Source organism: Nocardia arseniciresistens (assembly GCF_046764875.1).
GTDB lineage: Bacteria > Actinomycetota > Actinomycetes > Mycobacteriales > Mycobacteriaceae > Nocardia > Nocardia arseniciresistens.
The window spans coordinates 307,706-330,750 of sequence record NZ_JBKORD010000002.1; the positions used below are offsets into that span (position 1 = coordinate 307,706).

Consider the following 23,045-nt stretch of genomic DNA (forward strand, 5'->3'; position numbering starts at 1 on the left):
CCCGGGCAGCACCGGTTCGATGGTCCCGGCCTGCGGCTTTCCCGGCGCAGCGTCTTGCGAGAGCCGTCGCGCTGCGAGTAATCTGCGTCACAACCGCGACCAGCGCGTCTCACTTTCTTGCCCCGTGGCCGGGATCGACAGAACGGGAGACGACCATGACAACCCGCCGGAACCGTTGGCGCGGCGCGGCAATCACCACCGGACTGCTCGCGCTCACCTCGGGATTACTCGCCCCTGCCGCCGCTGCACGCGCCGATGGTGGCGCGGAGTACGTGGCGCTCGGCGACTCCGGTGCGGCGACGACCGGCGTACAGAATTTCGACACCAGCGCCCCACTGCGGTGCGCCCGCTCCACCACCAATACCCCGAAACTCGTCGCCGAGGACCTCGGACTCCGGCTCGACGACCGGACCTGCAGCTCGGCCAAGATCACCGACCTCACCAGCTCCCAGGGCCCCGGCATCACACCACAATTCGAGGCCCTCGGCCCAGAAACCACACTGGTGACCGTCCACATCGGCGCCAACGACGCCAAGATGACCGAGCACGTCGTCGCCTGCCATCTGGCCGGCATCTCCGGCGGCGCCTGCGTCGATCCCCGGTGGGACGCGGACATCGACGCCATCGCCGCCTCCTATACCGTTGCCCTGCAACAGATCTCGACCCTCGCCCCGAAAGCCGCGATCTTCATAGATGGCTGGCCGCTCTACGTCCGCGATGGCGGCTGCCCCGAACTCCCCGGCCTGCGCCCCACCGACGCCTCCTACGTCCAAGCCGAATTCGACCGCCTCAACACCGTCGTCTCCCGCGCGGCCACCGTCCGATCCGCCACCTACATCGACACCAAGTCCCAATCCATCGGCCACGACATGTGCGCCCCTCCCGGCATCCGCTGGTTCGACCCCGTCCTGGCCACCGAAACCCTTATCCCCTACCACCCCACGGTCCAGGGCATGCGCGGCGTCGCCGACATCATCGTCGCTGCCATCCGCTCGTCGCGGTAACCCCGGCCGTACCGCCTGCGGAGCCCTACCTTCATCCGGTCGAAGTCGTTGTCGGGTCTGCGATTTCAGCCGGACCAGTCTCACTCCAGCCAGGATTTGCGCTGGTAGTACAGATCCTCTTCGCTCGGCTCGTCGGGGACGACGATGTCGTCGCGGTTGGGCTTGCGCGTGCCTGCGGGCGGTCGGCCGGGCACTGACCCGAACGACGGTGATGGCGGGGCAGCGTCATAGGTGGGCGATGGCGGCGCGGGCGGTGGGCTGTACAAGGGTGGAGCGTCGGCGGAGTCGGGGTCGGGAAACTGCTGGGCGTACTGGCCGATGATGGTCTGACCTGGGCCGTCATCGCCGACAGTGTTCTGGACGAGGTCGGTGACCTGGGCGCGCAGTTTCGCCTGGGCGCGGCGGGTGCAGGCCATGAGTTCCGTGGCGAGGGTGGCGGGGTCCATGCCCCGCGCATTCGCGGCGAGGTAGATGCCGGTGGTGACACCATTGGAGTCCACGGTGACGCTGATGCGCTTGTCCGTGGAGGTTTCCGTCACGCTGACCGCGGCGATCCTGCCCTGCAGGTCCTGATATTGCTGGGATTTGCGTTCTAGATTCTGGGCCCAGCGGGCCAGTTCGCCGGCCGCTCCGTTGAGATCACTGCTCGCCAATGTCGTCCCCCTTCACCATGCGCCGACAGCGCCGCTGGACGGGAACGAACCCGGAATGCCGCCCCCGATCTGGTCCGAGGAGACCTTACCGACGGGCGCGGGAGCTGCGCAACCGACCGGTTACCCCGCCCGGCTCAGAACAGGAAGTAGCGCTGGGCCATCGGCAGTTCGGTGGCGGGCTGTTCGGTCCATACCTCGCCATCGATCCGGACGGTGAAGGTGTCCGGATCGACCTCGATGCGTGGCATCGCGTCGTTATGCGGCATGTCGGTCTTGGTGCGCTTGCGAACGTTCTTGACGGGCACCAGCTTTCGGCGCACGTCCAGGCGGTCTGCGAGCCCGTCCTCGATGGCCTGTTCGGAGACGAAGTGCACGGAGGTCGCCGCCGCGACGGCGGGCGCGGCTCCGAACATCGGGCGCGGCAGAACTGGTTGCGGCGTGGGAATGGAGGCATTGGCGTCGCCCATCGCCGCCCAGGCGATCATGCCGCCCTTGAGTACCGCGTGCGGGCGGACGCCGAAGAAGGCCGGGTCCCACAGCACGAGGTCGGCGAGCTTGCCGACCTCCACGGAGCCGATCTCGTGCTCGAGGCCGTGGGCGATCGCGGGACAGATGGTGTACTTCGCGATGTAGCGCTGGACGCGGGCATTGTCGGCCGCGCCGTCGCCCGGCAGTGCGCCACGGCGGCGCTTCATCACATGTGCGGTCTGCCAGGTGCGCATGACCACTTCGCCGATGCGGCCCATGGCTTGCGAGTCGCTGCCGATCATGGAGATCGCGCCGAGGTCGTGCAGGAGGTCCTCCGCGGCGATGGTGGACGGGCGAATCCGGCTCTCCGCGAACGCGAGATCCTCCGGAATGGACGCGCTGAGGTGGTGGCACACCATCAGCATGTCCAGATGCTCGTCCAGAGTGTTGATCGTGTGCGGACGGGTCGGATTGGTCGAGCTCGGCAGCACGTTGAGATGCGAAGCGACAGTGATGATGTCGGGCGCATGGCCACCGCCCGCACCCTCGGTGTGATAGGCGTGAATGCCGCGGCCCGCGATGGCGGCGACGGTGTCCTCGACGAAGCCCGCCTCGTTCAACGTGTCCGAGTGCAAGGCGACCTGTACACCCGCCGCCTCGGCGACAGTGAGGCAGGCATCGATCGCTGCGGGGGTGGAGCCCCAGTCCTCGTGCAGCTTGAAACCCGATGCGCCGCCGCGCAATTGCTCCCACATCGACTCGGCGCTGACGGTATTGCCCTTACCGAGCAGCACGATGTTCATCGGCCAGCCGTCGGTGGCCTCCAGCATGCGCGCCAGATGCCAGGAGCCCGGCGTCACGGTGGTCGCCTTGCTGCCTTCGGCAGGGCCGGTGCCGCCGCCGATCAGGGTGGTGATGCCGCCGCCGAGCGCCTCGTCCATGAGCTGCGGGCAGATGAAGTGGACGTGGCAGTCGATAGCGCCCGCGGTGACGATCTTGCCGTTGCCCGCGATGATCTCGGTCGACGGGCCGACCACCAGGTCGGGATGCACCCCGGACATGGTATCCGGGTTGCCCGCCTTGCCGATGGCGCAGATCCGACCGTCGCGAATACCGATGTCGGCCTTGATGATTCCCCAGTGGTCGATGATGACCGCGCCGGTGACGACGGTGTCCGGCGCGCCCTCGGCGCGCGTCGCACGGGCCTGCCCCATGGATTCACGCAGTACCTTGCCACCGCCGAATACCGCCTCGTCGCCTGCCCGTCCCGGGCCGCCGCTGCGGTCGTCGGTGATCTCGATCAGCAGATCGGTGTCCGCGAGGCGAATTCGGTCGCCGGTGGTCGGTCCGAACAGCTCGGCATACCGCGCCCGGCTCAGTTCACTCATCGCGTTCTACCTCCCGGAATGCGGTGTCGCGCACAGCATTGCCCGCGCGCCCAATCGTCTGCGAATGCCCGCGGTGGCGAACCTTGTGCGGTGTCGGGCTAGTCATCGAGGCGGCCCGGCGGAGTCAGGCTGATGCCGTAGACCTCGCGCGCCCCGCCCAGCGGCACCAACCAGACACGCTGTCCGAGACCGGGTTCGAAGCGGACGGCGGTTCCGGCCGGTATATCCAGCCGACGTCCGTGCGCGGCGGTCCTGTCGAAACGCAGCGCGGCATTGGCCTGGGGGAAATGCACATGGCTGCCGATCTGGACCGGGCGGTCGCCGGTGTTGACGACATCGAGCTCGATCCGATCCGCGCCCGCGTTCAGCTCGATAGTGCCCTCGACGCAGAGGTATTCACCGGGAATCATGGCGTGTTCAGCCGATCGGGTGGTGGACGGTGACGAGCTTGGTGCCGTCCGGGAAGGTGGCCTCGACCTGCACATCGTGGATCATCTCCGGCACACCTTCCATGACGTCGGCGCGCGCGAGAACCGTCCGTCCCGAGGACATCAGCTCCGCGACCGAACGCCCGTCCCGCGCGCCCTCGAGCACATGGTCGGTGATCAACGCGATCGCCTCGGGATGGTTGAGCTTCAGCCCGCGCGCCTGCCGACGCCGGGCCAGCTCGGCCGCGTAGCTCAACAGCAGCCGTTCCTGCTCATGCGGCGAGAGACGCATGGGTGCTCCTCAGCTGGTCGGGTAGGTGACGGCCATTCTGGCACGGCCTTTACCGCCGTGCCCGTCCAGCGCCCCGTCAGTCCCGCGCGGGCAGATTCTGCAGCCGGACCTGTCCACGTGCCACCGTGCGACCCGAATCGTCGGTGAGCACCACCTGCCACAGCTGCTGCAACCGGCCGCGGTGCAGCGGTGTCGCCTCGCCGAAGACCTTGCCCTCGCGGACCGCGCGCAGGAAGTCGGTGTTGTTGTTCACCCCGACAACGGTCCCCTTGTTGCCCTGCGTGGCAAACCAGACACCGCCGCCGACGCTCGCGAGAGTTTCGACGATGGTGCAGTACACGCCACCGTTGATGATTCCCGCCAGCTGGAGCAGCTTGGGTCCCGCGGTCAGTTCGCCACGCACCACGTCCGGGCCGACCTCGGTGAACTCGAGGCCGATCAGGTCGGTGAAAGTGTTCTTGCTGAGCTCGGTCATGAGCTCGGGCGTGACATCGGCCAACGATTGCATCTCGGTCACATCTTGCTGCGTCATGGGTTCACCTTTACACCACACAAACGCGCCGTCCCGGCCGGGGCGTACGACGCCACTTCCAGCGCGGGCAGTCGAACGCCCGTACGGCGGCCGATTGCGCTCGGGAACGGCGTTCGACACCTGCCCAGTGCGGCGGATGTCCCGGTGATCATCCTCCGCCACAAGAGCCTCAGCCATCAAGCGCCGGTCATCCATACCAACAGGGTTGCCAAGTTAGGTAAGCCTGACCTATACTGACCTCGGCGTTCGGATCGAGTGAGCCCCGAGGGCTGCGGCGGCCCCGATCCTTTGCCGGCGGCGGGTTTCAGATGATTGACCACCTGAAACCCGCCGCCCTCTCTTCGGCCCCGGAGCCGTCCGAAACCGTTCAAGTCGCGAAGGACACTTCCGGCGTTCGAGCGATGAGCAGGCGCCGCACCTTGCCTTCCGCATCGAGCTTCGCGGTGGCATTGAAGGAGGCCTCGAACGCGCCGCCGCGCGTTGTCCGGCCGAGCACCAACTCGAAATCATCCACTACCGCACCGGTGTCGATGTGATGAACCAGCACGCTCTTCTCGCGCTGCGACAGGTATCCGACCAAACCCTCGCGGTCTCCCACGAATTCGGCGGACAGCCCCGCACCTTTGGAGAACTGCACCGACATCACGAAGTCGTCGGAGATCATGTCCAGTACGCGGTCGGGGTCGTCGGAATCCATGCATTCGAACCACCTGGCCAGCACGGGGGGTACCGCACTCGTCATCCTACTGCTCCCTCGACGCGGAAATCTATTGGTATCAGCGCGAATTCGGCGCTGAACGACACTTGGTAGCGGTCGATCAGCCCGTCGGCATCGATATGCATCGCGCCGACGAAGTAACCGGTTGTCGTCACGTCGTTCTCGATGACGGCGCCGTGCGCGAACTCCACGCCGTCGGCGGCGGCCGCGCGCAACAGCCGATGCTTGCGGTTCACCTTCGGCCGGCCCCGCAGGTATTCGAGCATGGCCGCGCGGCCGTGTCCGAGGTTCACTCCGGTGGGCAGGATCATCGCGAACTGGACGTCTTCGGCGAGTAACGCCACCGCGTCGTCCAGTCGCCCGCTGTCCAAGGTCGCGTAATAGCCCTCGATGGCCAAATTCATGAAATGAACTTAGTTCAGTATCACCCTTCTTGTCCAGGCTTCGGCACGATACTCTCAACCCACCAAACTGAACTCAATTTAGGTAGGTTAGATGTCCGCATCCGCGATAGAAGTGCCATGGCCCCACGCAGATCCACCTGCGCTGACACCCGGACCGGAGCAAACGGAGCTGCGCGCGGCCATCCGCGGCCTACTCGCCAAACACAGCGGTATCGAGCAGGTACGAACGGTCATTTCCACCGACCTCGGCTATTCACCGCAGCTATGGAGAACGCTGGTCGGTGATATGTCGGTGACCACGCTGGCGGTCCCCGAAGACCGCGGCGGCCTCGGCTACGGCATGGTCGAACTGGGGATCGCACTCGAGGAATGCGGCCGCGCGCTCGCATGCGAGCCGGTCTACACATCGGCAGTCCTCGGCGTCCACGCACTGCTGTCGGCGGATCCCGGCCAGGACGCGGACCTACTCGCCGGAGTTCTCGACGGAAGCCTGCTGGCCACGGTCAGCGCCTTGTCCGCCACCACTGATCACGTGCATGCGGAGTCGACGCCGACCGGGTGGCTATTGCATGGCACAGCGACCCACCTGGTGAGCGGCGGAAATGCCGATGTGGCCGTCGTTTCGGCACAATGCCCGGACGGCCGCCGCCTGTTCGCCACCCAGCCGGACGCGCAGCTCGCCCGAACCGAGCGTCGAGTACTCGACCCCACGCGCCGCCGAGCCGATCTCACCTTCGATCGGTGTCCAGCGATCGCGCTCACCGACGTCGATGCCACCGAGGCGACCGCCGCGCGGCTGGGCGAGCTGGCAACGCTGGCGCTGGCGTGTGAGAACACCGGCATCGTCGACCGCCTGCTCGAGATGACCGTGGACTACGCGCGAACGCGGCACCAGTTCGGTCGCCCCATCGGCTCGTTCCAGGCCGTCAAACATCGACTGGCCGACCTGCTGGTCACTCTCGAACGTGCCCGATCGGCCTCCCGCTATGCGGCGGCGATTTATGCACAGGACCCCGGATCGGCCTCGTTGGCCGTGGCGGTCGCCGGAGCCGTATGTACCGATGCGGCGGTGCACGCGGCAGCAGAAGCGATCCAGTTGCACGGTGGCGTCGGTTTCACCTGGGAACACCCCGCCCACTCGTACTTCCGCAGGGCAATGGGAAACGAAGCGCTACAGGGCGATTCACGTGCGCACAGAGCCCGAATCGCCACCCTGATCGGCATCTGAATCATCCAATGGCGCCAGCGCTCCAGTTGACGTGGAGCGGTTGCGTAGGTAAAACTGAATTGAATCCAGTTCAAGTTCGAGAAAGAGGTTCGAGATGGTGGACACCGACCACATCGTGTTGGAGAAGGACGGCGACGTCGCCCGTGTGTGGCTCAATCGCCCGCACAAGAAGAACGCCGTCACCACTGAGCTTCTGCACCGACTCGACGAAATCATCGTCGAGGTCGATAAAGACCCAGATCTCAAGGTCCTCGTGCTCCGCGGCCGCGGCAATACGTTCTGCTCGGGCTTCGACCTGGACGAACTGCTTGCCGACTACGTCGGCAGCACCAATGCGATGGATGTCGCGGTGCTCTCGGCCAAGGTGTGCGACCGCCTCTATTCGATGAACACGCCGTCCGTGGCGGTTCTCGAGGGTCATGTGACGGCGGGCGGATTCGAGCTGATGATCTCGTGTGACTTCGCTGTCGCTTCCGAGGACGCGCTGATCGGCGACTTCCACATTCGCCGTGCGCTTTTCGGTGGTGCGGGTCCGATCTACCGGTTGCCCCGAATGATCGGTATCCGTAAGACCAAGGAGCTGATGTTGACCGGAAAGTTGCTGTCCGGCAAGCAAGCCGTGGACTTCGATCTGATCAACGCTTCGGCGCCCGCGGCCGAACTCGACGACCTGGTCGCCGAATTCATCGCACCGATCGTCGACAAGAGCCCGTTTGCCATGAAACTCACGAAGATGACCATCGACCGCGGTCTGGATGCGGATATCCAATCACTGATGGTGATGGAGCATCTCGCGGTGGGCAACGCCCTGCAGTCCGAGGACGCGCGCGAGGGCGTGAACGCATTCCTCGAGAAGCGCGAACCGAAGTGGGTCGGTCGCTGAACAACGCCGCTGGCATACGACTCGAAGAGGAGATCGACATGGGCGAGCACGCGACATCGGTACTGGAAGGTAGCCGGTGCACGGTTTGTAACACCGTCGCATATCCGGCCACCACCATGTGCGCACGATGCGTCCAGCCGACGGCCACCGCGATGGAATTGAGCACGCGGGGAGTGGTGTGGGCCTATACCGTGCAACGGATCGCACCGAAGTCACCACCGTATATCCCTCCTGCCGAAGGCTTTTCCCCATTCGCGGTGGGCTATGTCGAGCTTCCGGAAGGTATTCGCATTCAAGCAATCCTCGAATGCGAGGACTTCACCGAGTTGAACCGGGCACCGGTGCAGCTCGTCGGCACCGCACCGGTGCCCCGGTTCGCGGTCATCCCGCAGCAAAGAGAAGCGCAGTGACACAAACAGTTTCGATCATCGGAGCCGGGCTGTCGAAGTTCGGCAGGCAGCCCGGCATCACCGGCCGTCAGATGGCCGTCAGCGCCATCGCCGCCGCGCTCGACGATGCCGGGCTGGCATGGCCCGACATCGAGATCGCCTTCGGCGGCAGCGACGGTTCGGGGCTCGCCGACACACTCGTCGCCGAACTCGGTTTCACCGGAATACCTTTCAGCAATGTGAAGAATGGTTGCGCCACCGGTGGCAGCGCATTGTTCTCGGCGGTCAATGCGGTCCGTTCCGGAACCGCCGAAGTCGCGCTTGCGGTCGGATTCGACAAACACCCACGCGGAGCCTTCGATCCGACCCCCGCCGAATGGGGGCTGGCCGAGGGTTACGGCGCGGCCGGGCTCATGGTCACCACGCAGTTCTTCGGAGCCAAGATCGGCCGATACATGCGCGAATACGGAATTTCCGGCACGACCTTGGCGAAGGTTGCCGAAAAGGCATACCGAAACGGCAGCCTGAACCCGAATGCCTGGCGACGTCAAGCGATCACGGCCGGCGAGATCGCCGCCGCCGATATGGTGAACGACCCGTTGACGCGATATATGTTCTGCTCCCCGGGCGAGGGCGGGGCCGCCGTCATCGTCGCCACCGAGGCCGCCGTCCGGCGACTCGGCGGTCGCCCGGTCCGGTTGCGCGCGATCAGCCACCGCACCCGCCGATTCGGCTCTTTCGAAGTATTCAGCCCGGCCGTCCAAGGCGGGGGCGAACCGACCAGCGTGAGCGCCGACGCGGCCGCGGCGGCCTTCGAACAGGCGGGCATCTCCCCCGCCGATGTCGACGTCGCGCAATTACAGGACACCGAGAGCGGTGCCGAGATCATGCATATGGCCGAATGCGGCTTTTGCGAGCACGGCGAGCAAGAATCGATGATCACGGCGGGCGACACCGAAATCGGAGGCCGACTGCCGGTCAATACCGACGGTGGGTGCATCGCCAACGGCGAACCCATCGGCGCATCCGGTCTACGCCAGGTACACGAGATCGTCACCCAGTTGCGCGGCGAGGCCGGGGATCGACAGGTACCCGGAACGCCGAGAGTCGGCTTCACGCACGTGTACGGGGCGCCCGGAATCAGTGCCTGCACCGTGCTTTCGGTGTGACGTGACAACACTTCGAGGTAAATCAGTGACCACACAGACACTTCCCGACCTCGTCCACTTCACCGATGAGGCCCGCGCCTGGTTGAGCGGTGTGGCAGCCCCCCGAGCGGAATCGGTCTGGGGTTCGGGTTCGGATTCGGTAGCCGTTTTCGAAAGCTGGAACGCCGAGGAGGAACGCGCGCACACCGACCGGATCCGCGAGTACGAATGCGCCAAATTCGACGCGGGCTGGGGAGCACTGAACTGGCCCGAGACCTACGGCGGCCGCGGTCTGCCGCTGTCGTACGTCCTGGCTTTCCGGCGCACCGAAGCGGACTTCGATGTGCCACGGCGCACCGAGATGTTCTCGGTGACACAACAACTGGTCGCTCCCACTATCGAGCAATGGGGCACCGACGAGCAGCGGTCACGCTATGTCCGGGCCATGCTGCGCACCGATATCATTGCCTGCCAGTTGTTCTCGGAGACCGAAGCCGGTTCCGATCTGGCGGCCGTGCGGACGCGTGCCGTCCGATCCGCCGATGGCACGTGGACCCTCGACGGCCACAAGGTGTGGACCTCGGGCGCGCGGGTGTCCGATATCGGCGTCGCGGTGTGCCGAACAGATACCGCCGCGGCGAAACACGCCGGCCTCACCGTCTTCCTGGTGCCGATGACCACACCCGGGGTGACCATTCGCCCAATCCGGCAGATGACCGGTGGCAGCTCGTTCAACGAGGTCTTCCTCGACGGTGTACGACTCGACGATAGCTACCGGCTCGGCCCCGTGGGACAGGGCTGGCCGGTAGCGCTCACCGTATTGGCCGCCGAACGCCTCGACGGCGGCAACCTCGGTCTGGCGAACGCGGATCAGGCGGTGGCGCTGGCCCGGCATCTCGGACGGGAGCTGACCGAGATCGAACGCGATAGGGTCGCCGACCTGGTGATACGCAGCTATCTACAGCGAATCGGCACGATGCGGGTGGCGGGCGCGGTCGTCGCGGGCCAAGACCCGGGACCTGAGGCCTCGATCGGGAAACTGCTGGCGACCGACACGATGGCTCGCACCTCCGAGGTGGCGCGCCTGCTACTCGAGCGTGACCTCACCGTTGACTCCGGTCGCTGGGGAACCTTCGCATGGGCCGAGCACATTCTCGGTGCGCCCGGCTATCGGATCGCCGGGGGCACCGACGAAATTCAGCACAACATCATCGCCGAGCGAGTTCTCGGACTACCGAGGGAGCCACGCCCATGAGTTCAGGTAGCGATTCCGTGGAGGGTGGCGGTCCGGCGACGGGTGGACCCACCGTGGAACAACGCGTCCGTACCCGGTTGCAGGCGGACCACGACGTGACGGTCACCGCGTTCGAGCCGCTGCTCGGCGGACATTCCGGCTTGACGTACCTGGTGCGAACGACCGGCGGTGACTTCGTGGTCAAGGCCGTACCCGAAGGACAGCAGGCCATCGGCCGACACGACATGCTGCGCCAGGCCCGGATCATGCAGGCATTGGCCCACACAGCTGTTCCCGTACCGCGCATCGTCGCGGTAGACGACGTCGAACCCGCCTGGTTCGCCATGGAATTCGTAGCCGGGGCGGCATTGGAACCGGTGCTGGACGATCCGGCCGTCGAAACCGGCCTGGCCGCGGCCCGGATGCGACGTGCCGCGGAAATTCTGCCGCGCCTGCACGCGATAGATCCGAGCACCGTGCCCGGCGTACAAGCGCCGCTCACGCCGGATGCCGAGCTCGCCCGTTGGGCACGTACCCTCGGCGCGGTCCCGCCCGACCTCGTCGCCGGTGGCGACCGGCTGCTCGAGCTGCTCGGCCGGACCACACCCGAACCGACGACACCGACGCTGGTGCACGGTGATTACCGCCTCGGAAACATCATTTCCGATGGCGTCGAACCCGTCGCATTGATCGATTGGGAGATCTGGAGCGCGGGCGACCCTCGCGTCGAATTGGGCTGGTTCCTCGTCTTTGCCGACGGCAGCAACTTTCCCGGCGTCGGCCGGGAGGTGCCCGGGCTGCCTTCGGCCCAAGAGCTGGTCGACCGGTACGTCGGCGACGGGCCTGCGCTCACCGATATGACCTGGTTCGACACGCTGGGCCGCCTCAAGATGGCCGCCATCATGGGCCACAACCTGCGCCGACACCGCGAGGGTCGGCACTACGACCCAGACCAGGAAAAACTGCCCGCCACCATCAACCGCCTGATCGAGACCGGGACCGCGCTACTCGCCGGTTGATATCGACCGCACCAGTTCAGGAGCCGCACAGTGGACTTCTCCTACTCCCCCCGCACGCAGGATCTGCTCGGCAAACTCGAATCCTTCATGGACGAGTACGTCTATCCCGCGGAGCGGGTGTTCGACGCCCAGATCGCGGCGAACGACAACCCGCACGAGCAGCCGCAGGTCATGCGAGATATGCAGGTCAAGGCCCGCGAATCAGGTCTGTGGAATCTGTTCATGACCCACGACGGCCTCGGCGCCGGACTCACCAACCTGGAGTACGCGCCACTGGCCGAGGTAGTCGGTCGGTCCATCATCGGTAACGAAGCCATCAACTGCTCGGCCCCCGACACCGGCAATATGGAAATTCTGGCCATGTACGGGACCGAGAAACAGCGCCAGCTTTGGCTGGAACCATTGTTGGACTGCACGATTCGCTCCGCATTCGCGATGACCGAACCGGCGGTTGCCAGCTCCGACGCCACCAACATCACCTCCACCATCGTTCGTGACGGCGACGAGTACGTCCTCAACGGCCGCAAGTGGTACACCTCCGGCATTCTCGACCCGGACTGCAAGCTCATCATCTTCATGGGCAAATCGGATCCGCAGGCACCGACATATCGCCAGCAGAGCATGATTCTGGTTCCCCGTGACACCCCGGGAATCGAAGTGCTGCGCGATCTTCCGATGTTCGGCTTCCGTGACCGGCTCGGCCACGGCGAGGTCCAGTTCACCGATGTCCGCGTCCCGGCCGAGAACATGCTCGGCGCCGAAGGTGATGGTTTCGCCATCGCCCAGGGCCGGTTGGGACCGGGCCGGATGCACTACGCGATGCGCGCCATCGGCATGGCCGAGCGCGCGCTGGACATGATGTGCCAACGCTCCTTGCAGCGCATCGCATTCGGCGGTCCGTTGGCCGATCGCGGGGTCGTACGCGAGTGGATTGCCCGCAGCCGCATCGAGATCGACCAGATCCGCCTGCTCGTCCTGAAGTCGGCCTGGCTCATCGACAACTACGGCAACGCGGCCGCTCGATCCGAAGTCGCCGCCATCAAGGTCGCGGCGATGGAAGTAGCGCACACCGTCGTCGACCGCGCGGTCCAGACCCACGGCGCCGCCGGCGTCAGCGACGACACCGTCCTGGCCCGCCTGTACGCCATCACCCGGGCACTGCAGATCGCCGACGGTCCCAACGAAGTACACCTGCGTACCATCGCCCGCCTCGAATTGAAGAAGCACAAATGAGCACAACGGAATTGACCGGAAAGGTCGCCTTGGTCACCGGTGCCAGCCGCGGCCTCGGACTGGCGATCGCGCGCGGACTGCGTGACGCGGGCTGCACGGTTATCGTGTCCAGCCGCAAACGCGACGCGTGCGAGCAGGCCGTCGCCGCACTCGGCGATGGCGATGGGCCCGGCAGCGCGCACCCGTTCGAACTGCATGTGGGCAAGTGGGACTCGATCGAGCCGGCCGTCGATCGGATCATTACCGATTTCGGCAGTCTCGATATTGTCGTGAACAACGCGGGTATCGCACCGCTGGCCGATAACCTGCTGTCGGTCTCGGAAGCACTGTGGGACAAGACCATCGAGGTCAATCTGAAGGGCCCGTTTCGCCTGATGGCGGTGGCCGGTGACCGGATGGCCGCCGCCGGTGGCGGGTCGATCATCAATATCTCGAGCATCGGGGCCGTCCGGCCGAGTCCGCCCGAGGCGATGTACGCGGCGGCCAAGAACGGGCTCAACGCATTGACCATGGCGTTCGCTCAGGAGTACGCGCCCACCGTGCGTGTCAACTGCGTGATGCCGGGCGGATTCGCGACGGATATGGCCGAGAACTGGGATGAGGAGTTCGTCGAGAAGATCATCGATCGCCTGCCCGCGGGCCGGCTGGGGCGGCCCGAGGAAATCGCCGGACTGGTCACCCATCTGGCGAGCGCCGCCGCCGGTTACACCACCGGTGCGATCATCCCGGTCGACGGCGGCCGGACCGCGGTGTACTGACATGCGAAACGATATGAGTGCCATTGGATCCGACACCGGAACGACGCTGGACAACCTATTCGGGTTGTCCGGCCGGGTCGCCGTCGTCACCGGCGCGTCGTCCGGTCTCGGGATGGGCTTCGCGAACGCTCTCGCCGATGCCGGAGCCACCGTGTACGCGGCGGCTCGCAGGCTCGACCGATTGGCGGCGCTGGCCGCGGATAACCCCCGGCTCGTTCCGGTTCGTTGTGATGTGACATCCGACGAGGACCGCCGAATGTTGGTCGACCGCTGCTATGAGCAGTCCGGACGGCTCGATGTACTGGTCAACAACGCGGGCAAGCCCGGTCCCCCGCACGCCGAAGACGAAACGGTAGCCGGGTTCGCATCGATCCTCGAGGTCAACCTGGCGGCGGGATTTCACCTCGCCACCTATGCCGCGACGCGACTGCCCGAGGGGGAACGCGCCTCGTATATCAATATTTCGTCGGTGATCGGGCTGGTCTCGACCGCACCGATCGGCGGCGCGAGCTACGCCGCATCCAAGGCCGGGACACTCGGACTCACCAGGGAACTCGCCGGGCAGTGGGGGCGCAAAGGGATCCGGGTGAACGCCGTGGTGCCGGGCTGGTTCGACACCGAGATGACCGATGGTCTGTTCGGCAACGAGAAGTCGGCGGGGTGGGTGCGCCGCAACACCATGCTCGGCCGTGGTGGCAATGCCGGTGAAATCGACGGCGCGGTCCTGTTTCTCGCCTCCGACGCGTCGACCTATATGACCGGCCAGACGCTCATTGTCGACGGTGGCTGGACGGCTCGCTGATGCTGGCCGTTCAACTGACCGAGTGGGGTTCCGAACCACAGCTGCGTGAGATCGCCGTTCCGGAGCCGCGTGGCGCGGAGCTCTTGTTGCAGGTCACCGCGGCCGGACTGTGTCGCTCCGATCTGCACGTCATGGATGCCACCGAATCGAGCTTCGACTACCCGCTACCGCTCACCCTCGGCCATGAAGTCGCGGGCACGGTGATCGATGCCGGTCCCGATGCGGATCATTCCTGGCTCGGCGAAGCCGTTGTGGTCCATGGCATCTGGGGCTGTGGCCGCTGCCGTAATTGTGCGCGTGGACGAGAGAACTACTGTCTGGCGCTGCGGCCTCGGGCCGACGGGAGACTGGCTCCGATCGGCAACGGCCTCGGCTTTCACGGTGGTCTGGCACAGGCCATGGTTGTTCCCTCGGCCCGATTCCTTGTTCGCACAGGCGATCTCGAACCCGCCATCGCCGCTCCCCTCGCGGACGCCGGGTCGACCGCCTACCACGCGGTACGCCAGCACGCCGATGTCATCGACGAATCCGCGATCTGTGTCGTGATCGGTGTCGGCGGCCTCGGTCACCTGGCAATTCAGATCCTGCGCCACTTCGGTGCTGGACGTGTTCTCGCCATCGACAACCGGCCGGAAAAACTCCCTGTCGCATTGCGGCTGGGCAGCGATGCGGCGTTTGCCGATCTCGCCTCGGCGATCCCGGCACTCGACGGCGGTGCCGACCTGATCCTCGATTTCGTCGGCGCCTCCGACACGATGGAGTCGGCCGCGCACGCGCTCGCACCAGGTGGCCGACTCGCGGTCGTCGGCAGTGCGGGTGGCCGACTGGCCGTTGGCAAACGTATCGGCCTCGCCGCCGGGTGGCAGGTGGACGCGCCGTTCTGGGGCGCCCGCTCGGATCTGGAGGCCGTGGTCGCGCTGACAATCGGCGGGGCACTGCAGGTCGAGGCCGTGACGCATCCTCTGACAGACGCGGTCGACATCTACCGACGCCTGCGCGCCGGGACGGTGACCGGGCGCGCGGTACTCGTGCCGCCGCCGTTGACGAGCCACGCGCCGCGGCACGCGGAAGCGAGTAGACAGATATCGAGCGTTGCGAGAGAGGTGAGGCGATGAAGACACTTGCGCAGGAAATGATCGAGCGGGCACAGCGCACGCCGGAGCAGATCGCGGTTGTGGACGAATTCGGTCGCCACACCCTCGGAAAGATCGTCGCGGCGGCCCGCGCGCTGGCCGAGCGGATCGAGTCCATCGATCCGGCCCCGCCCACCGCCCTCATCCAGGCCGACAACACCTGGCACACCGTTGCGGCCGCCGTGGCGGTCGGTCTGCGCGGTGGTGTCGTCGCGGTATTCGGCGCGCATGCCACCGAATCCGAGTTCGCGCTGGCTGTCGAGGATATCGCCCCGGATCTGGTGGTCGCGGCACCGGACGCGCTGCTGCGCTGGGGTGTGCGGGAGGATCGCTTCCCGATTCGGACGACCGCCTTCGACGCACGCGTGTTGCGCTCGCGAACGGGCCCGTTCGATTCGGTGGATCGATGGCACGCAGGCACGGCCATTGCGATGACCTCCGGTTCTACCGGACGTCCCAAATGTGTTGTGCAATCCGAAGAAGCCATCCGCTATGCCTGCCAGTGCACCATCGACACCGTTCGACTGGAGCCGGGTGAGGCAGTGGGAGCCTTCGTGCCACTGTCTTCGGTGGCCGCCTTCTGTTTCGGCATGTACCTACCCGCCTATCTCGGCGGCACGATGGTGTCGATCGGCAAATGGGAACCCGCCGCCGCCCTGACGGCCATGGCGCAGCACCGCGTCGCCTGGACGATGCTGGTTCCGACCATGGCGCTGCAACTGTCGGTGGCCGACGGCTCCGAAGGCATGTTGTCTGCCCTGCGGGCGATGACCGTCGGTGGCGGTCCGATGAACGAACGCGCGCTGCATGCGGCCGAGGAAAAGCTCGATACCACGTTCCTGCGGGTTTTCGGTATGTCCGAATGCCTCGGACACACCACGCCACAACTCGACGATCCGCCCGCCATCAGGCTCGGCCGGGACGGGCGGCCATTCCGTGGCACCGTCGTGCGGGCGGTCGACACAGCCGGGAACGTCGTGGCCGCCGGTGAGATCGGCGATGCGCAGGTACGGGGCCCTTCCTTGTTCGTCGGTTACGCCCGGGGCGGAGTCGCGATTCCCCCTGCGCTCACCGCGGACGGTTTCCTCCCGACCGGCGATCTGGTCGAGGTGGCAATCGACGGCTCGATCCGGGTGACCGGGCGCCAGAAGCAGATCATTATCCGCGGCGGGCGCAATATCGATATCAATGAACTCGAATCGGCCATCGCGAACGTGCCGGGCATCGTGCAGGTGTGTGTGGTCCCGGTGCCCGATGCCATGCTCGGCGAACGAGCGGCAGCACTGATTGTCACCGACAACGAACCGCTGACATTGGCCACTGTCACCGAGCAACTCGCCGCTGCGGACTTTCCCAAGTCGAAGTGGCCCGAGTACCTGTTCACGGTGCAAGACTTGCCGCAGAACACGGTTGGCAAGTTGTCCCGGCCCGACGCGGTGCGGTTGGCAACACAGCTGGTCACAACAGTTGACCCGAGTTCACCTCAGTTCCGGTAGAGTCATGTCGAATCCACACCATCGAATTCGGGGGTATAAGAGCTGATGACCGTTGACTCGGAGGTTCGCCGCGAAAGCGCACGCTCGAAGCGCAGCGGAATCCTCACCGCCGCCATCGAACAGTTCGGCAAAGTCGGTTACGAGCACACCAAATGGGCGTCGATCGCCGACGAGGTTGGTATCGGTCAGACCGCGCTGTACCACTATTTCGAGTCGAAGGCCCACTGCCTGCTGACGATCATGCGACTCGAACTGGCCGACTCGGCCGAAAGGTTCAACGCCGCGGTCGCCGATCAGGCCGACCCGGAGCAAGCGCTGCGCGCCGCGATCGCCGCGGCGCTGACTGCCTCGCCGACCGATGCCCTGCAGCGCCGCATCCTGCAGAACCATATGGATTTGCTTGCCGCCCCGCGTCAGTCGGCCAAGGAAGAGGCCGAACGTCTGCGGTCGCGCGAGCTCGTGCGACAGATCGAGCAGAATTGGACCGGGCTGATTTCGGACGGAATCGAGGCCGGCGTCTTCACTCCGGGCGATCCCCGCATGCTCGGTCGAATGGTCCTCGGCCTGCTCATCAGCGTCTGGCGCTGGTACCGGCCGAAGGGCAGCGCCACCCTCGAGCAGATCACCGAGTCCGTCACCGAAGCAGCAGTACGGATCGTGCGTAACTGAGATCCCACTTCCCACACGGTGGGATCTCTACGCCCGCCAGAACTGAACAGAATTCAGTTAGGAGTCGCATGTACAATCTGATCGTCCTCGCATCGCGTCCCAACGATTGGACCCACGAGCAGTTCATCGAATGGTGGCGGGGTGAACACGCGGAGGTGACCTACCCGCTGCCGGGCCTGCTGCGCTGGCAGCACACCGAACTCCTCGAATCCATCGACGAACGGTCCTCCGGCTGGGACGGTCTGTCGATTCTGAGTTTCGAATCCCGCGAGACGCTCGACGCGGCACTCGCGAGCCCGGAATGGCAGGCCGCCGTCGAAAACGTGGGCACCATGCGTGGACGTCGCATGATCTGGTACGGCGCGGAGCAGACGATGGTGCCGCTCGCCCCGGCCGTCGAATGAGCGCCGAATGGGCCGAACCCGGGTGTTATCCGATAGCCGAAGGGATTCACCGCATTCCGCTGCAGATGCCGCAGGACGGCCTGCGCGCGGTCAACGTCTACGTGCTGGAAACCGACGCCGGCCTCGTACTCATCGACGGCGGATGGCATCGACCCGACACCTACCGTGAGCTCTCCGACGCGCTGGCCCGAATCGGCCGGTCGGCAGCCGAAATTCACGATGTCTTCGTCACCCATATCCACCGCGACCACTACACCTTCGCCATCGAACTGCGTCGGCGGCACGGCTGTCGAGTTCATCTCGGCGCCGATGAAGCGGGCGGACTCAACGCCATCCATCAGCTCAACAGCAACATCCCCGACAGTTCGCTGCGGGAACTGCGACGGGCCGGCGCGGACGATATCGCGCAACGAGCTCACACGGCGGGCACCGCCGAACCGTTCGACCGCGACGACTGGGAACAGCCCGACCACTGGCTGCGCCCCGGTGCGCTGGCCATCACCGGGCTCGATCTGCACGCGGTGGCCACACCCGGACATACCAAGGGCCACATGATCTTTCAGGATCGCGACCGAGGCCTGATCTTCACCGGCGACCATGTGCTGCCAACGATCACCCCATCGATCGGTTTCGAGTTGGGCCCGTGGGAACTGCCATTGGACAACTTCCTACGGTCATTGGACTTGCTACAGCACGATGACGGGCAGAAGATGCTGCCCGCGCACGGTCCCACCGGAGGCGATGTCGGGCAACGCGCTCGTGAACTTCTCGCCCATCATGACCGCCGGTTCGAGCAAATCCGCACTGTCGTAGGCGATCTGGGACCGTGCACCGGCGTGGCGGTGGCCCGAGCGTTGACGTGGACGCGGCGCGACCGCGCGTTCAGCGCGCTCGATGACTTCAATCAGATGGTTGCCACGTGCGAGACGATGGCGCATCTGGATGTCCTGGTAGCCCGAAATGTGTTGTCCGCGAAGGACGCGGACGGCGTGGAGCACTTCGAGCAAGGCCATGGACGTGTCTGGGAACACTCGATATAGCCGTCGTCATCGGCTCGGCCCGCGACGCCCGTGGCGTCGCGGGCCGGGCGCGGATCAGGCGCAGGTCCAGCCGCCGTCGACATAGAGTTCGGTGCCGGTAATGAAGGTCGAATCGTCGCCCGCCAGGAATGCGACGGCGGCCGCGACCTCTTCGGCACGGCCCAATCTGCCCATCGGCGTATTCGCGACCATCGCCCGGTGTCGCTCGGTGCCATCGTATCGTTCGAGCAGTTGCGGCGTTTCGATGAAACCCGGGTGAATCGAGTTGACGCGCACTCCCCTTGTCGCCCAATGCAATGCGGCATTCTTCGTCATGCTGCGCACGGCGCCCTTCGCCGCCGCGTAAGCCAGACTGTTCCCCATGCCGCCGACAGTGCCGAGGATCGAGCAGATGTTGACTATCGATCCGCCGCCGGTCCGCTCGATCAACGCGCCCGCATGCTTCATACCCAGCCAGGTACCGGTCTGACTCACCTCGATCACCCGGTTGTATCGATCCAGATCCTCGTCGACCACCGACGCCAGACTGCCGATGGCGCCGTTGTTGACCATGGCATCCAGACCCGGGAAGCGTTCGGAGACCGCGGACACCACCTGCTGCCACTGAGACTCCCGCGCGATGTCCAACCCTAGAATCTGATGCCGCTCACCATGTTCGATGCCTGCGATCAGCTTCGCGCATGCCTCGACGTCGACGTCGGTCACCACAACCGACGCCCCCTCCTCGGCCAAGCGGCGCACGATTTCGACGCCGATTCCCCCGGTCGAACCGGTCACCAATACGACCTTGCCAGCTAGCCTTGCAACACCGAGAGTCATTGCTGTGCAGTCCTTTCGAGGTCGGAGCCGCGCTCCGGCGGTTAGAGCTTGCCGAGTACGTTGCGGCCGCCGACCAGCATGGCGAGTGCGACGCCGATCGTGGTGACCGCTGTCATGAGCAACGCCATTGCCGCGACCAATGGGTAGGAACCGTTCTGCCACATATCGAATAGCAGGGTCCCCATCACCTGGGTGGTCGACGCACGCACCAACAGCGAGGCCGCGAATTCGTGTGTCAGCAGGATGAACATCAGGGCGACCGCGCTGAGGATGGTGGGTCGCATCAACGGCAGCATGATCCTCATATTCGTCACAAAGGGTGATGCTCCGCTGGTCGCCGATGCCTCGGTATAGGTGTTACCGAGCGATAGCATCGCGGTCATCTGCATGCGCGTCGCGAAGGGCAACATCAGGACTATGTAGACGAGGATGATCACTGTTCGCGTGCCGTACAGAATCAGTGGCGGCTCGGTATAGGTGAGCAAGAAGCCGACGCCGAAGATCACCGCCGGGATGCCGAGCGGCAATGCCGTGATGAAATCCCCGATGAGGGACAGTATTTTGTAGCGCCGGCCCCGCACCAACAGGTTGGCCATCACGTAGCCGATGGGTACGCAGATCGCCACCGCACCAAGCGATGTCAGCACACTGGTGACCACCGATTCGACGATCGCGTCGGTCGCGGCCAACTCTCGGAAATTGTCGAGCGTGAACAGGCTCCACGACAGTGATCCTGACCAGTACCGCGTCGACGACACGATGATCAACCCGATCAATGGGATAACGAGTGCCAACAACGCGTAGCAAATGATCGTCACGGTGGCCCAGGTGGCGCGGCCGGTGGACGGCGCGAACGCTTTGCCGCCGTGCGTGACGAACCGAGTCTGGTTGCCCAGTACGGCCTTCTGGATCAGCACGAGCACGAGCCCGAAAATCACCAGCGGCGAACCCGCCGCAGCGGAGGCGGCGAAGTCGGATGGTGATTCCGACACTCGCCGATACATCTCGGTGGTGAGCACCTTGACACCACTGTTCTGGCCGAGCAGCAGTGGCCCGGTGAACTGGCCGAGACCGAGCAGCAACGCGATTCCGCCGCCGTAGATCAACGACGGGCGCAGTAGTGGGAGAACAACCCGGAAGAACACTCCGAGCGTGGACGACCCGCTGACCTGTGCGGCCTCGAGATGCTCCGAGCTGATGTTCTGCATGCCCGCACTGACGAACAGGTAGACGAACGACGTCAGCCCGAAGGCGGTGAGAATGATGATCCACGGAACGGTGTAGACATCGATCGGTCCGGTGTCGGATCCACTCCACCACGGCAACTTCCGGAGCACCAGGTTCAAGTAGCCGGGCCCAGGCGACAGCAGAAAGGCCCAACCGACGACGTTGGCGACCGCGGGCATCACAATCGGCAGAATCGGGATTATCCGCAGGAAGCCGAGTCGGTCCGGAAGTCGGCTTGCCGCGAATGCCAGCACCGTGCCGAGCACCATCGCGATCACCAGCGATCCGAGAGCAAGCGCGATGGTCGTGCCGATCGTCTCCGCGATATCGAAGCGCCCGTACTGGTTTCGATAACCCTGCGCGCCGTTCTCGAACGCCAGCGATTGCAGCCGGATCATCGGCAATACGACCAGATAGGCGAGAACCGCCAGCAACGCCAGGTATCCGATTCTGGCCCGCCAGTGCGCGGGTATCGCAAGGGACCTGGCACTCGCGGCAGTCAGCGTGGTCATCATGACTGTCCTCCCGCACCCGCCGTCGCCAACACCGGCATGTCGGCGTCGACGCCGCCCGCATGTGCGAACACGCGCAGGCTGGCGGGAGAGAAGCTGACGATCATGGGATCGCCTGGTCGGCTTCGGCGCAATGTCGCGCCATGGGTGGCCGCGTCGACCCGCACCGCGAGCTGTTCGCCACCGGTTCGGACGGTCACGTCGTAGTGGCGGCCGCCGTATTCGTATGTCACCAACTCGGCATGCAATGCCATATCGCCCTGTGGCACTTCGTCGATCGACGAATGCACTACGATATCGTCGGGGCGTAGCCGCGCGACCGCGGACGTACCTTCGTCGGCTCGTCCGCGCACCACCGCACGTGTCAGGTCGATATCGTCGCCGGCCGAGGTCATCCAGCCACCGGGACCGCGGCGCAACTCCAGCCGGTTGGCCATACCGATGAACGCGGCCACGTACTCCGACACCGGATGCTCGAATACCTGCTCGGGCGCATCGTACTGTTCGATTTTGCCTGCCTTCATGATGGCGACGCGGTCGCCAAGGGCGAATGCCTCGGCCTGATCATGGGTGACGAAAACCGCCGTGAATCCGAGACTTCGATGCAGTTGATGGATTTGTGTACGAACCTGATCCCGCAATCTGGCATCCAGGTTGCTCAATGGTTCATCGAAGAGCACCAGATCGGGCCGGGCCACCAAGCCACGGGCCACCGCGACGCGCTGCTGCTGCCCACCGCTGAGCTGCGCAGGGTACCGATCGAGCAACTCCGCGCAATCGACCATGGCAGCGGCACTTTCGACGGCTCCGCCGGAGATCTCCTTGCGCAATTTGCGTACCTGCAGGGGATACTGAATGTTCTTGCGCACGGTCATATGTGGCCACAGCGCGTACGACTGGAAAACCATTCCGATATTCCGTTTGTGGACAGGCACATTCAGCCTCGCCTCGGCGTCGAAGACGCGCCGCTCCTTGAAGGTGATCGAACCATCCTGGGGCGTCTCCAATCCGGCGAGGCAGCGCAACGTGGTTGTCTTGCCGCAGCCGCTCGGGCCCAGCAGTACGAGGAGTTCGCCATCCTCGATCGCAAGGTCGAGCTGGTCGACGACAACGTTCGAACCGTAGGTCTTGGTGAGACCGGAAACTGTGAACTGCGAGCTCATT

At 65.2% G+C, this 23,045-nt stretch carries 25 protein-coding genes; 15 read left to right on the forward strand and 10 right to left on the reverse strand.

All coding sequences use genetic code 11. From position 1 onward, the window contains the following. Positions 1–155 precede the first annotated feature (155 nt). Positions 156–1,004, forward strand: coding sequence for an SGNH/GDSL hydrolase family protein (locus ACLMAJ_RS04995; RefSeq protein ID WP_412012283.1), 849 nt, complete (start codon positions 156–158; stop codon positions 1,002–1,004). 80 nt (positions 1,005–1,084) lie between these two features. Here ACLMAJ_RS04995 and ACLMAJ_RS05000 read toward each other — a convergent pair whose 3' ends face one another. The 7 genes from ACLMAJ_RS05000 to ACLMAJ_RS05030 form a co-directional block, all read right to left on the reverse strand. After that, positions 1,085–1,657, reverse strand: coding sequence for a YbaB/EbfC family nucleoid-associated protein (locus ACLMAJ_RS05000; protein ID WP_412012284.1), 573 nt, complete (start codon positions 1,655–1,657; stop codon positions 1,085–1,087). A gap of 134 nt (positions 1,658–1,791) precedes the next feature. Beyond that, positions 1,792–3,513, reverse strand: a complete 1,722-nt coding sequence (locus tag ACLMAJ_RS05005) for an urease subunit alpha (RefSeq protein ID WP_412012285.1) — start codon at positions 3,511–3,513, stop codon at positions 1,792–1,794. A 98-nt stretch (positions 3,514–3,611) separates the two neighbouring features. Further along, positions 3,612–3,923: an urease subunit beta gene (locus ACLMAJ_RS05010; protein ID WP_412012286.1), complete on the reverse strand. Its 312-nt coding sequence runs from the start codon at positions 3,921–3,923 to the stop codon at positions 3,612–3,614. Positions 3,924–3,930: 7 nt separating this feature from the next. Next, on the reverse strand, positions 3,931–4,233 hold the full coding sequence (locus ACLMAJ_RS05015) for an urease subunit gamma (protein ID WP_328400170.1): 303 nt from the start codon (positions 4,231–4,233) through the stop codon (positions 3,931–3,933). Between the two features lie 76 nt (positions 4,234–4,309). Beyond that, positions 4,310–4,708: a PaaI family thioesterase gene (locus tag ACLMAJ_RS05020; protein WP_412012510.1), complete on the reverse strand. Its 399-nt coding sequence runs from the start codon at positions 4,706–4,708 to the stop codon at positions 4,310–4,312. A 424-nt stretch (positions 4,709–5,132) separates the two neighbouring features. Next, on the reverse strand, positions 5,133–5,507 hold the full coding sequence (locus tag ACLMAJ_RS05025; protein ID WP_412012287.1) for a hypothetical protein: 375 nt from the start codon (positions 5,505–5,507) through the stop codon (positions 5,133–5,135). Further along, positions 5,504–5,887, reverse strand: a complete 384-nt coding sequence (locus tag ACLMAJ_RS05030) for a nuclear transport factor 2 family protein (protein WP_412012288.1) — start codon at positions 5,885–5,887, stop codon at positions 5,504–5,506. Before ACLMAJ_RS05030 ends, ACLMAJ_RS05025 begins: the two co-directional genes overlap by 4 nt. Positions 5,888–5,978: 91 nt before the next feature. Between ACLMAJ_RS05030 and ACLMAJ_RS05035 the strand changes: the two genes are divergently transcribed. The 14 genes from ACLMAJ_RS05035 to ACLMAJ_RS05100 all read left to right on the forward strand — a co-directional run bounded on the left by ACLMAJ_RS05035 (position 5,979) and on the right by ACLMAJ_RS05100 (position 19,323). Then, positions 5,979–7,115 carry an acyl-CoA dehydrogenase family protein gene (locus ACLMAJ_RS05035; protein WP_412012289.1) on the forward strand — a complete coding sequence of 379 codons (1,137 nt, stop codon included), beginning with the start codon at positions 5,979–5,981 and terminating at the stop codon, positions 7,113–7,115. A gap of 94 nt (positions 7,116–7,209) precedes the next feature. Beyond that, complete coding sequence (locus ACLMAJ_RS05040) at positions 7,210–7,998, forward strand: enoyl-CoA hydratase/isomerase family protein (protein ID WP_412012290.1); 789 nt, start codon at positions 7,210–7,212, stop codon at positions 7,996–7,998. Positions 7,999–8,036: 38 nt separating this feature from the next. Beyond that, positions 8,037–8,408, forward strand: a complete 372-nt coding sequence (locus ACLMAJ_RS05045; protein WP_412012291.1) for a Zn-ribbon domain-containing OB-fold protein — start codon at positions 8,037–8,039, stop codon at positions 8,406–8,408. After that, complete coding sequence (locus ACLMAJ_RS05050; protein ID WP_412012292.1) at positions 8,405–9,556, forward strand: thiolase family protein; 1,152 nt, start codon at positions 8,405–8,407, stop codon at positions 9,554–9,556. The genes ACLMAJ_RS05045 and ACLMAJ_RS05050 overlap by 4 nt, the downstream gene beginning before the upstream one ends. A 25-nt stretch (positions 9,557–9,581) precedes the next feature. After that, entirely contained in the window at positions 9,582–10,790 is a 1,209-nt protein-coding gene (locus ACLMAJ_RS05055; RefSeq protein WP_412012293.1) for an acyl-CoA dehydrogenase family protein, read from the forward strand. Beyond that, positions 10,787–11,788: a phosphotransferase family protein gene (locus tag ACLMAJ_RS05060; RefSeq protein WP_412012294.1), complete on the forward strand. Its 1,002-nt coding sequence runs from the start codon at positions 10,787–10,789 to the stop codon at positions 11,786–11,788. The genes ACLMAJ_RS05055 and ACLMAJ_RS05060 overlap by 4 nt, the downstream gene beginning before the upstream one ends. A 30-nt stretch (positions 11,789–11,818) precedes the next feature. After that, positions 11,819–13,021 carry an acyl-CoA dehydrogenase family protein gene (locus ACLMAJ_RS05065; RefSeq protein WP_412012295.1) on the forward strand — a complete coding sequence of 401 codons (1,203 nt, stop codon included), beginning with the start codon at positions 11,819–11,821 and terminating at the stop codon, positions 13,019–13,021. Beyond that, positions 13,018–13,779 carry an SDR family NAD(P)-dependent oxidoreductase gene (locus tag ACLMAJ_RS05070; RefSeq protein ID WP_412012296.1) on the forward strand — a complete coding sequence of 254 codons (762 nt, stop codon included), beginning with the start codon at positions 13,018–13,020 and terminating at the stop codon, positions 13,777–13,779. Before ACLMAJ_RS05065 ends, ACLMAJ_RS05070 begins: the two co-directional genes overlap by 4 nt. 13 nt (positions 13,780–13,792) lie before the next feature. Next, positions 13,793–14,581, forward strand: coding sequence for an SDR family NAD(P)-dependent oxidoreductase (locus tag ACLMAJ_RS05075; protein WP_412012297.1), 789 nt, complete (start codon positions 13,793–13,795; stop codon positions 14,579–14,581). Continuing rightward, positions 14,581–15,696: an NAD(P)-dependent alcohol dehydrogenase gene (locus tag ACLMAJ_RS05080; protein ID WP_412012298.1), complete on the forward strand. Its 1,116-nt coding sequence runs from the start codon at positions 14,581–14,583 to the stop codon at positions 15,694–15,696. The genes ACLMAJ_RS05075 and ACLMAJ_RS05080 overlap by 1 nt, the downstream gene beginning before the upstream one ends. Continuing rightward, positions 15,693–17,210 (forward strand): class I adenylate-forming enzyme family protein, encoded by a 1,518-nt coding sequence (locus tag ACLMAJ_RS05085; RefSeq protein WP_412012299.1) that lies wholly within the window; start codon positions 15,693–15,695, stop codon positions 17,208–17,210. Before ACLMAJ_RS05080 ends, ACLMAJ_RS05085 begins: the two co-directional genes overlap by 4 nt. Positions 17,211–17,255: 45 nt before the next feature. Further along, positions 17,256–17,879 carry a TetR/AcrR family transcriptional regulator gene (locus tag ACLMAJ_RS05090; protein ID WP_412012300.1) on the forward strand — a complete coding sequence of 208 codons (624 nt, stop codon included), beginning with the start codon at positions 17,256–17,258 and terminating at the stop codon, positions 17,877–17,879. A 68-nt stretch (positions 17,880–17,947) separates the two neighbouring features. Continuing rightward, positions 17,948–18,283 (forward strand): EthD domain-containing protein, encoded by a 336-nt coding sequence (locus ACLMAJ_RS05095; RefSeq protein WP_412012301.1) that lies wholly within the window; start codon positions 17,948–17,950, stop codon positions 18,281–18,283. Next, complete coding sequence (locus ACLMAJ_RS05100; RefSeq protein ID WP_412012302.1) at positions 18,280–19,323, forward strand: MBL fold metallo-hydrolase; 1,044 nt, start codon at positions 18,280–18,282, stop codon at positions 19,321–19,323. The genes ACLMAJ_RS05095 and ACLMAJ_RS05100 overlap by 4 nt, the downstream gene beginning before the upstream one ends. Before the next feature lie 54 nt (positions 19,324–19,377). Here ACLMAJ_RS05100 and ACLMAJ_RS05105 read toward each other — a convergent pair whose 3' ends face one another. Genes ACLMAJ_RS05105 through ACLMAJ_RS05115 form a run of 3 tightly spaced genes read right to left on the reverse strand, consistent with a single transcriptional unit; the run spans position 19,378 to position 23,044 of the window. Next, positions 19,378–20,142 carry an SDR family NAD(P)-dependent oxidoreductase gene (locus ACLMAJ_RS05105; protein WP_412012303.1) on the reverse strand — a complete coding sequence of 255 codons (765 nt, stop codon included), beginning with the start codon at positions 20,140–20,142 and terminating at the stop codon, positions 19,378–19,380. A gap of 41 nt (positions 20,143–20,183) precedes the next feature. Continuing rightward, positions 20,184–21,881, reverse strand: a complete 1,698-nt coding sequence (locus tag ACLMAJ_RS05110) for an ABC transporter permease (protein WP_412012304.1) — start codon at positions 21,879–21,881, stop codon at positions 20,184–20,186. Beyond that, positions 21,881–23,044, reverse strand: coding sequence for an ABC transporter ATP-binding protein (locus ACLMAJ_RS05115; RefSeq protein ID WP_412012305.1), 1,164 nt, complete (start codon positions 23,042–23,044; stop codon positions 21,881–21,883). The genes ACLMAJ_RS05110 and ACLMAJ_RS05115 overlap by 1 nt, the downstream gene beginning before the upstream one ends. Position 23,045 lies beyond the last annotated feature (1 nt).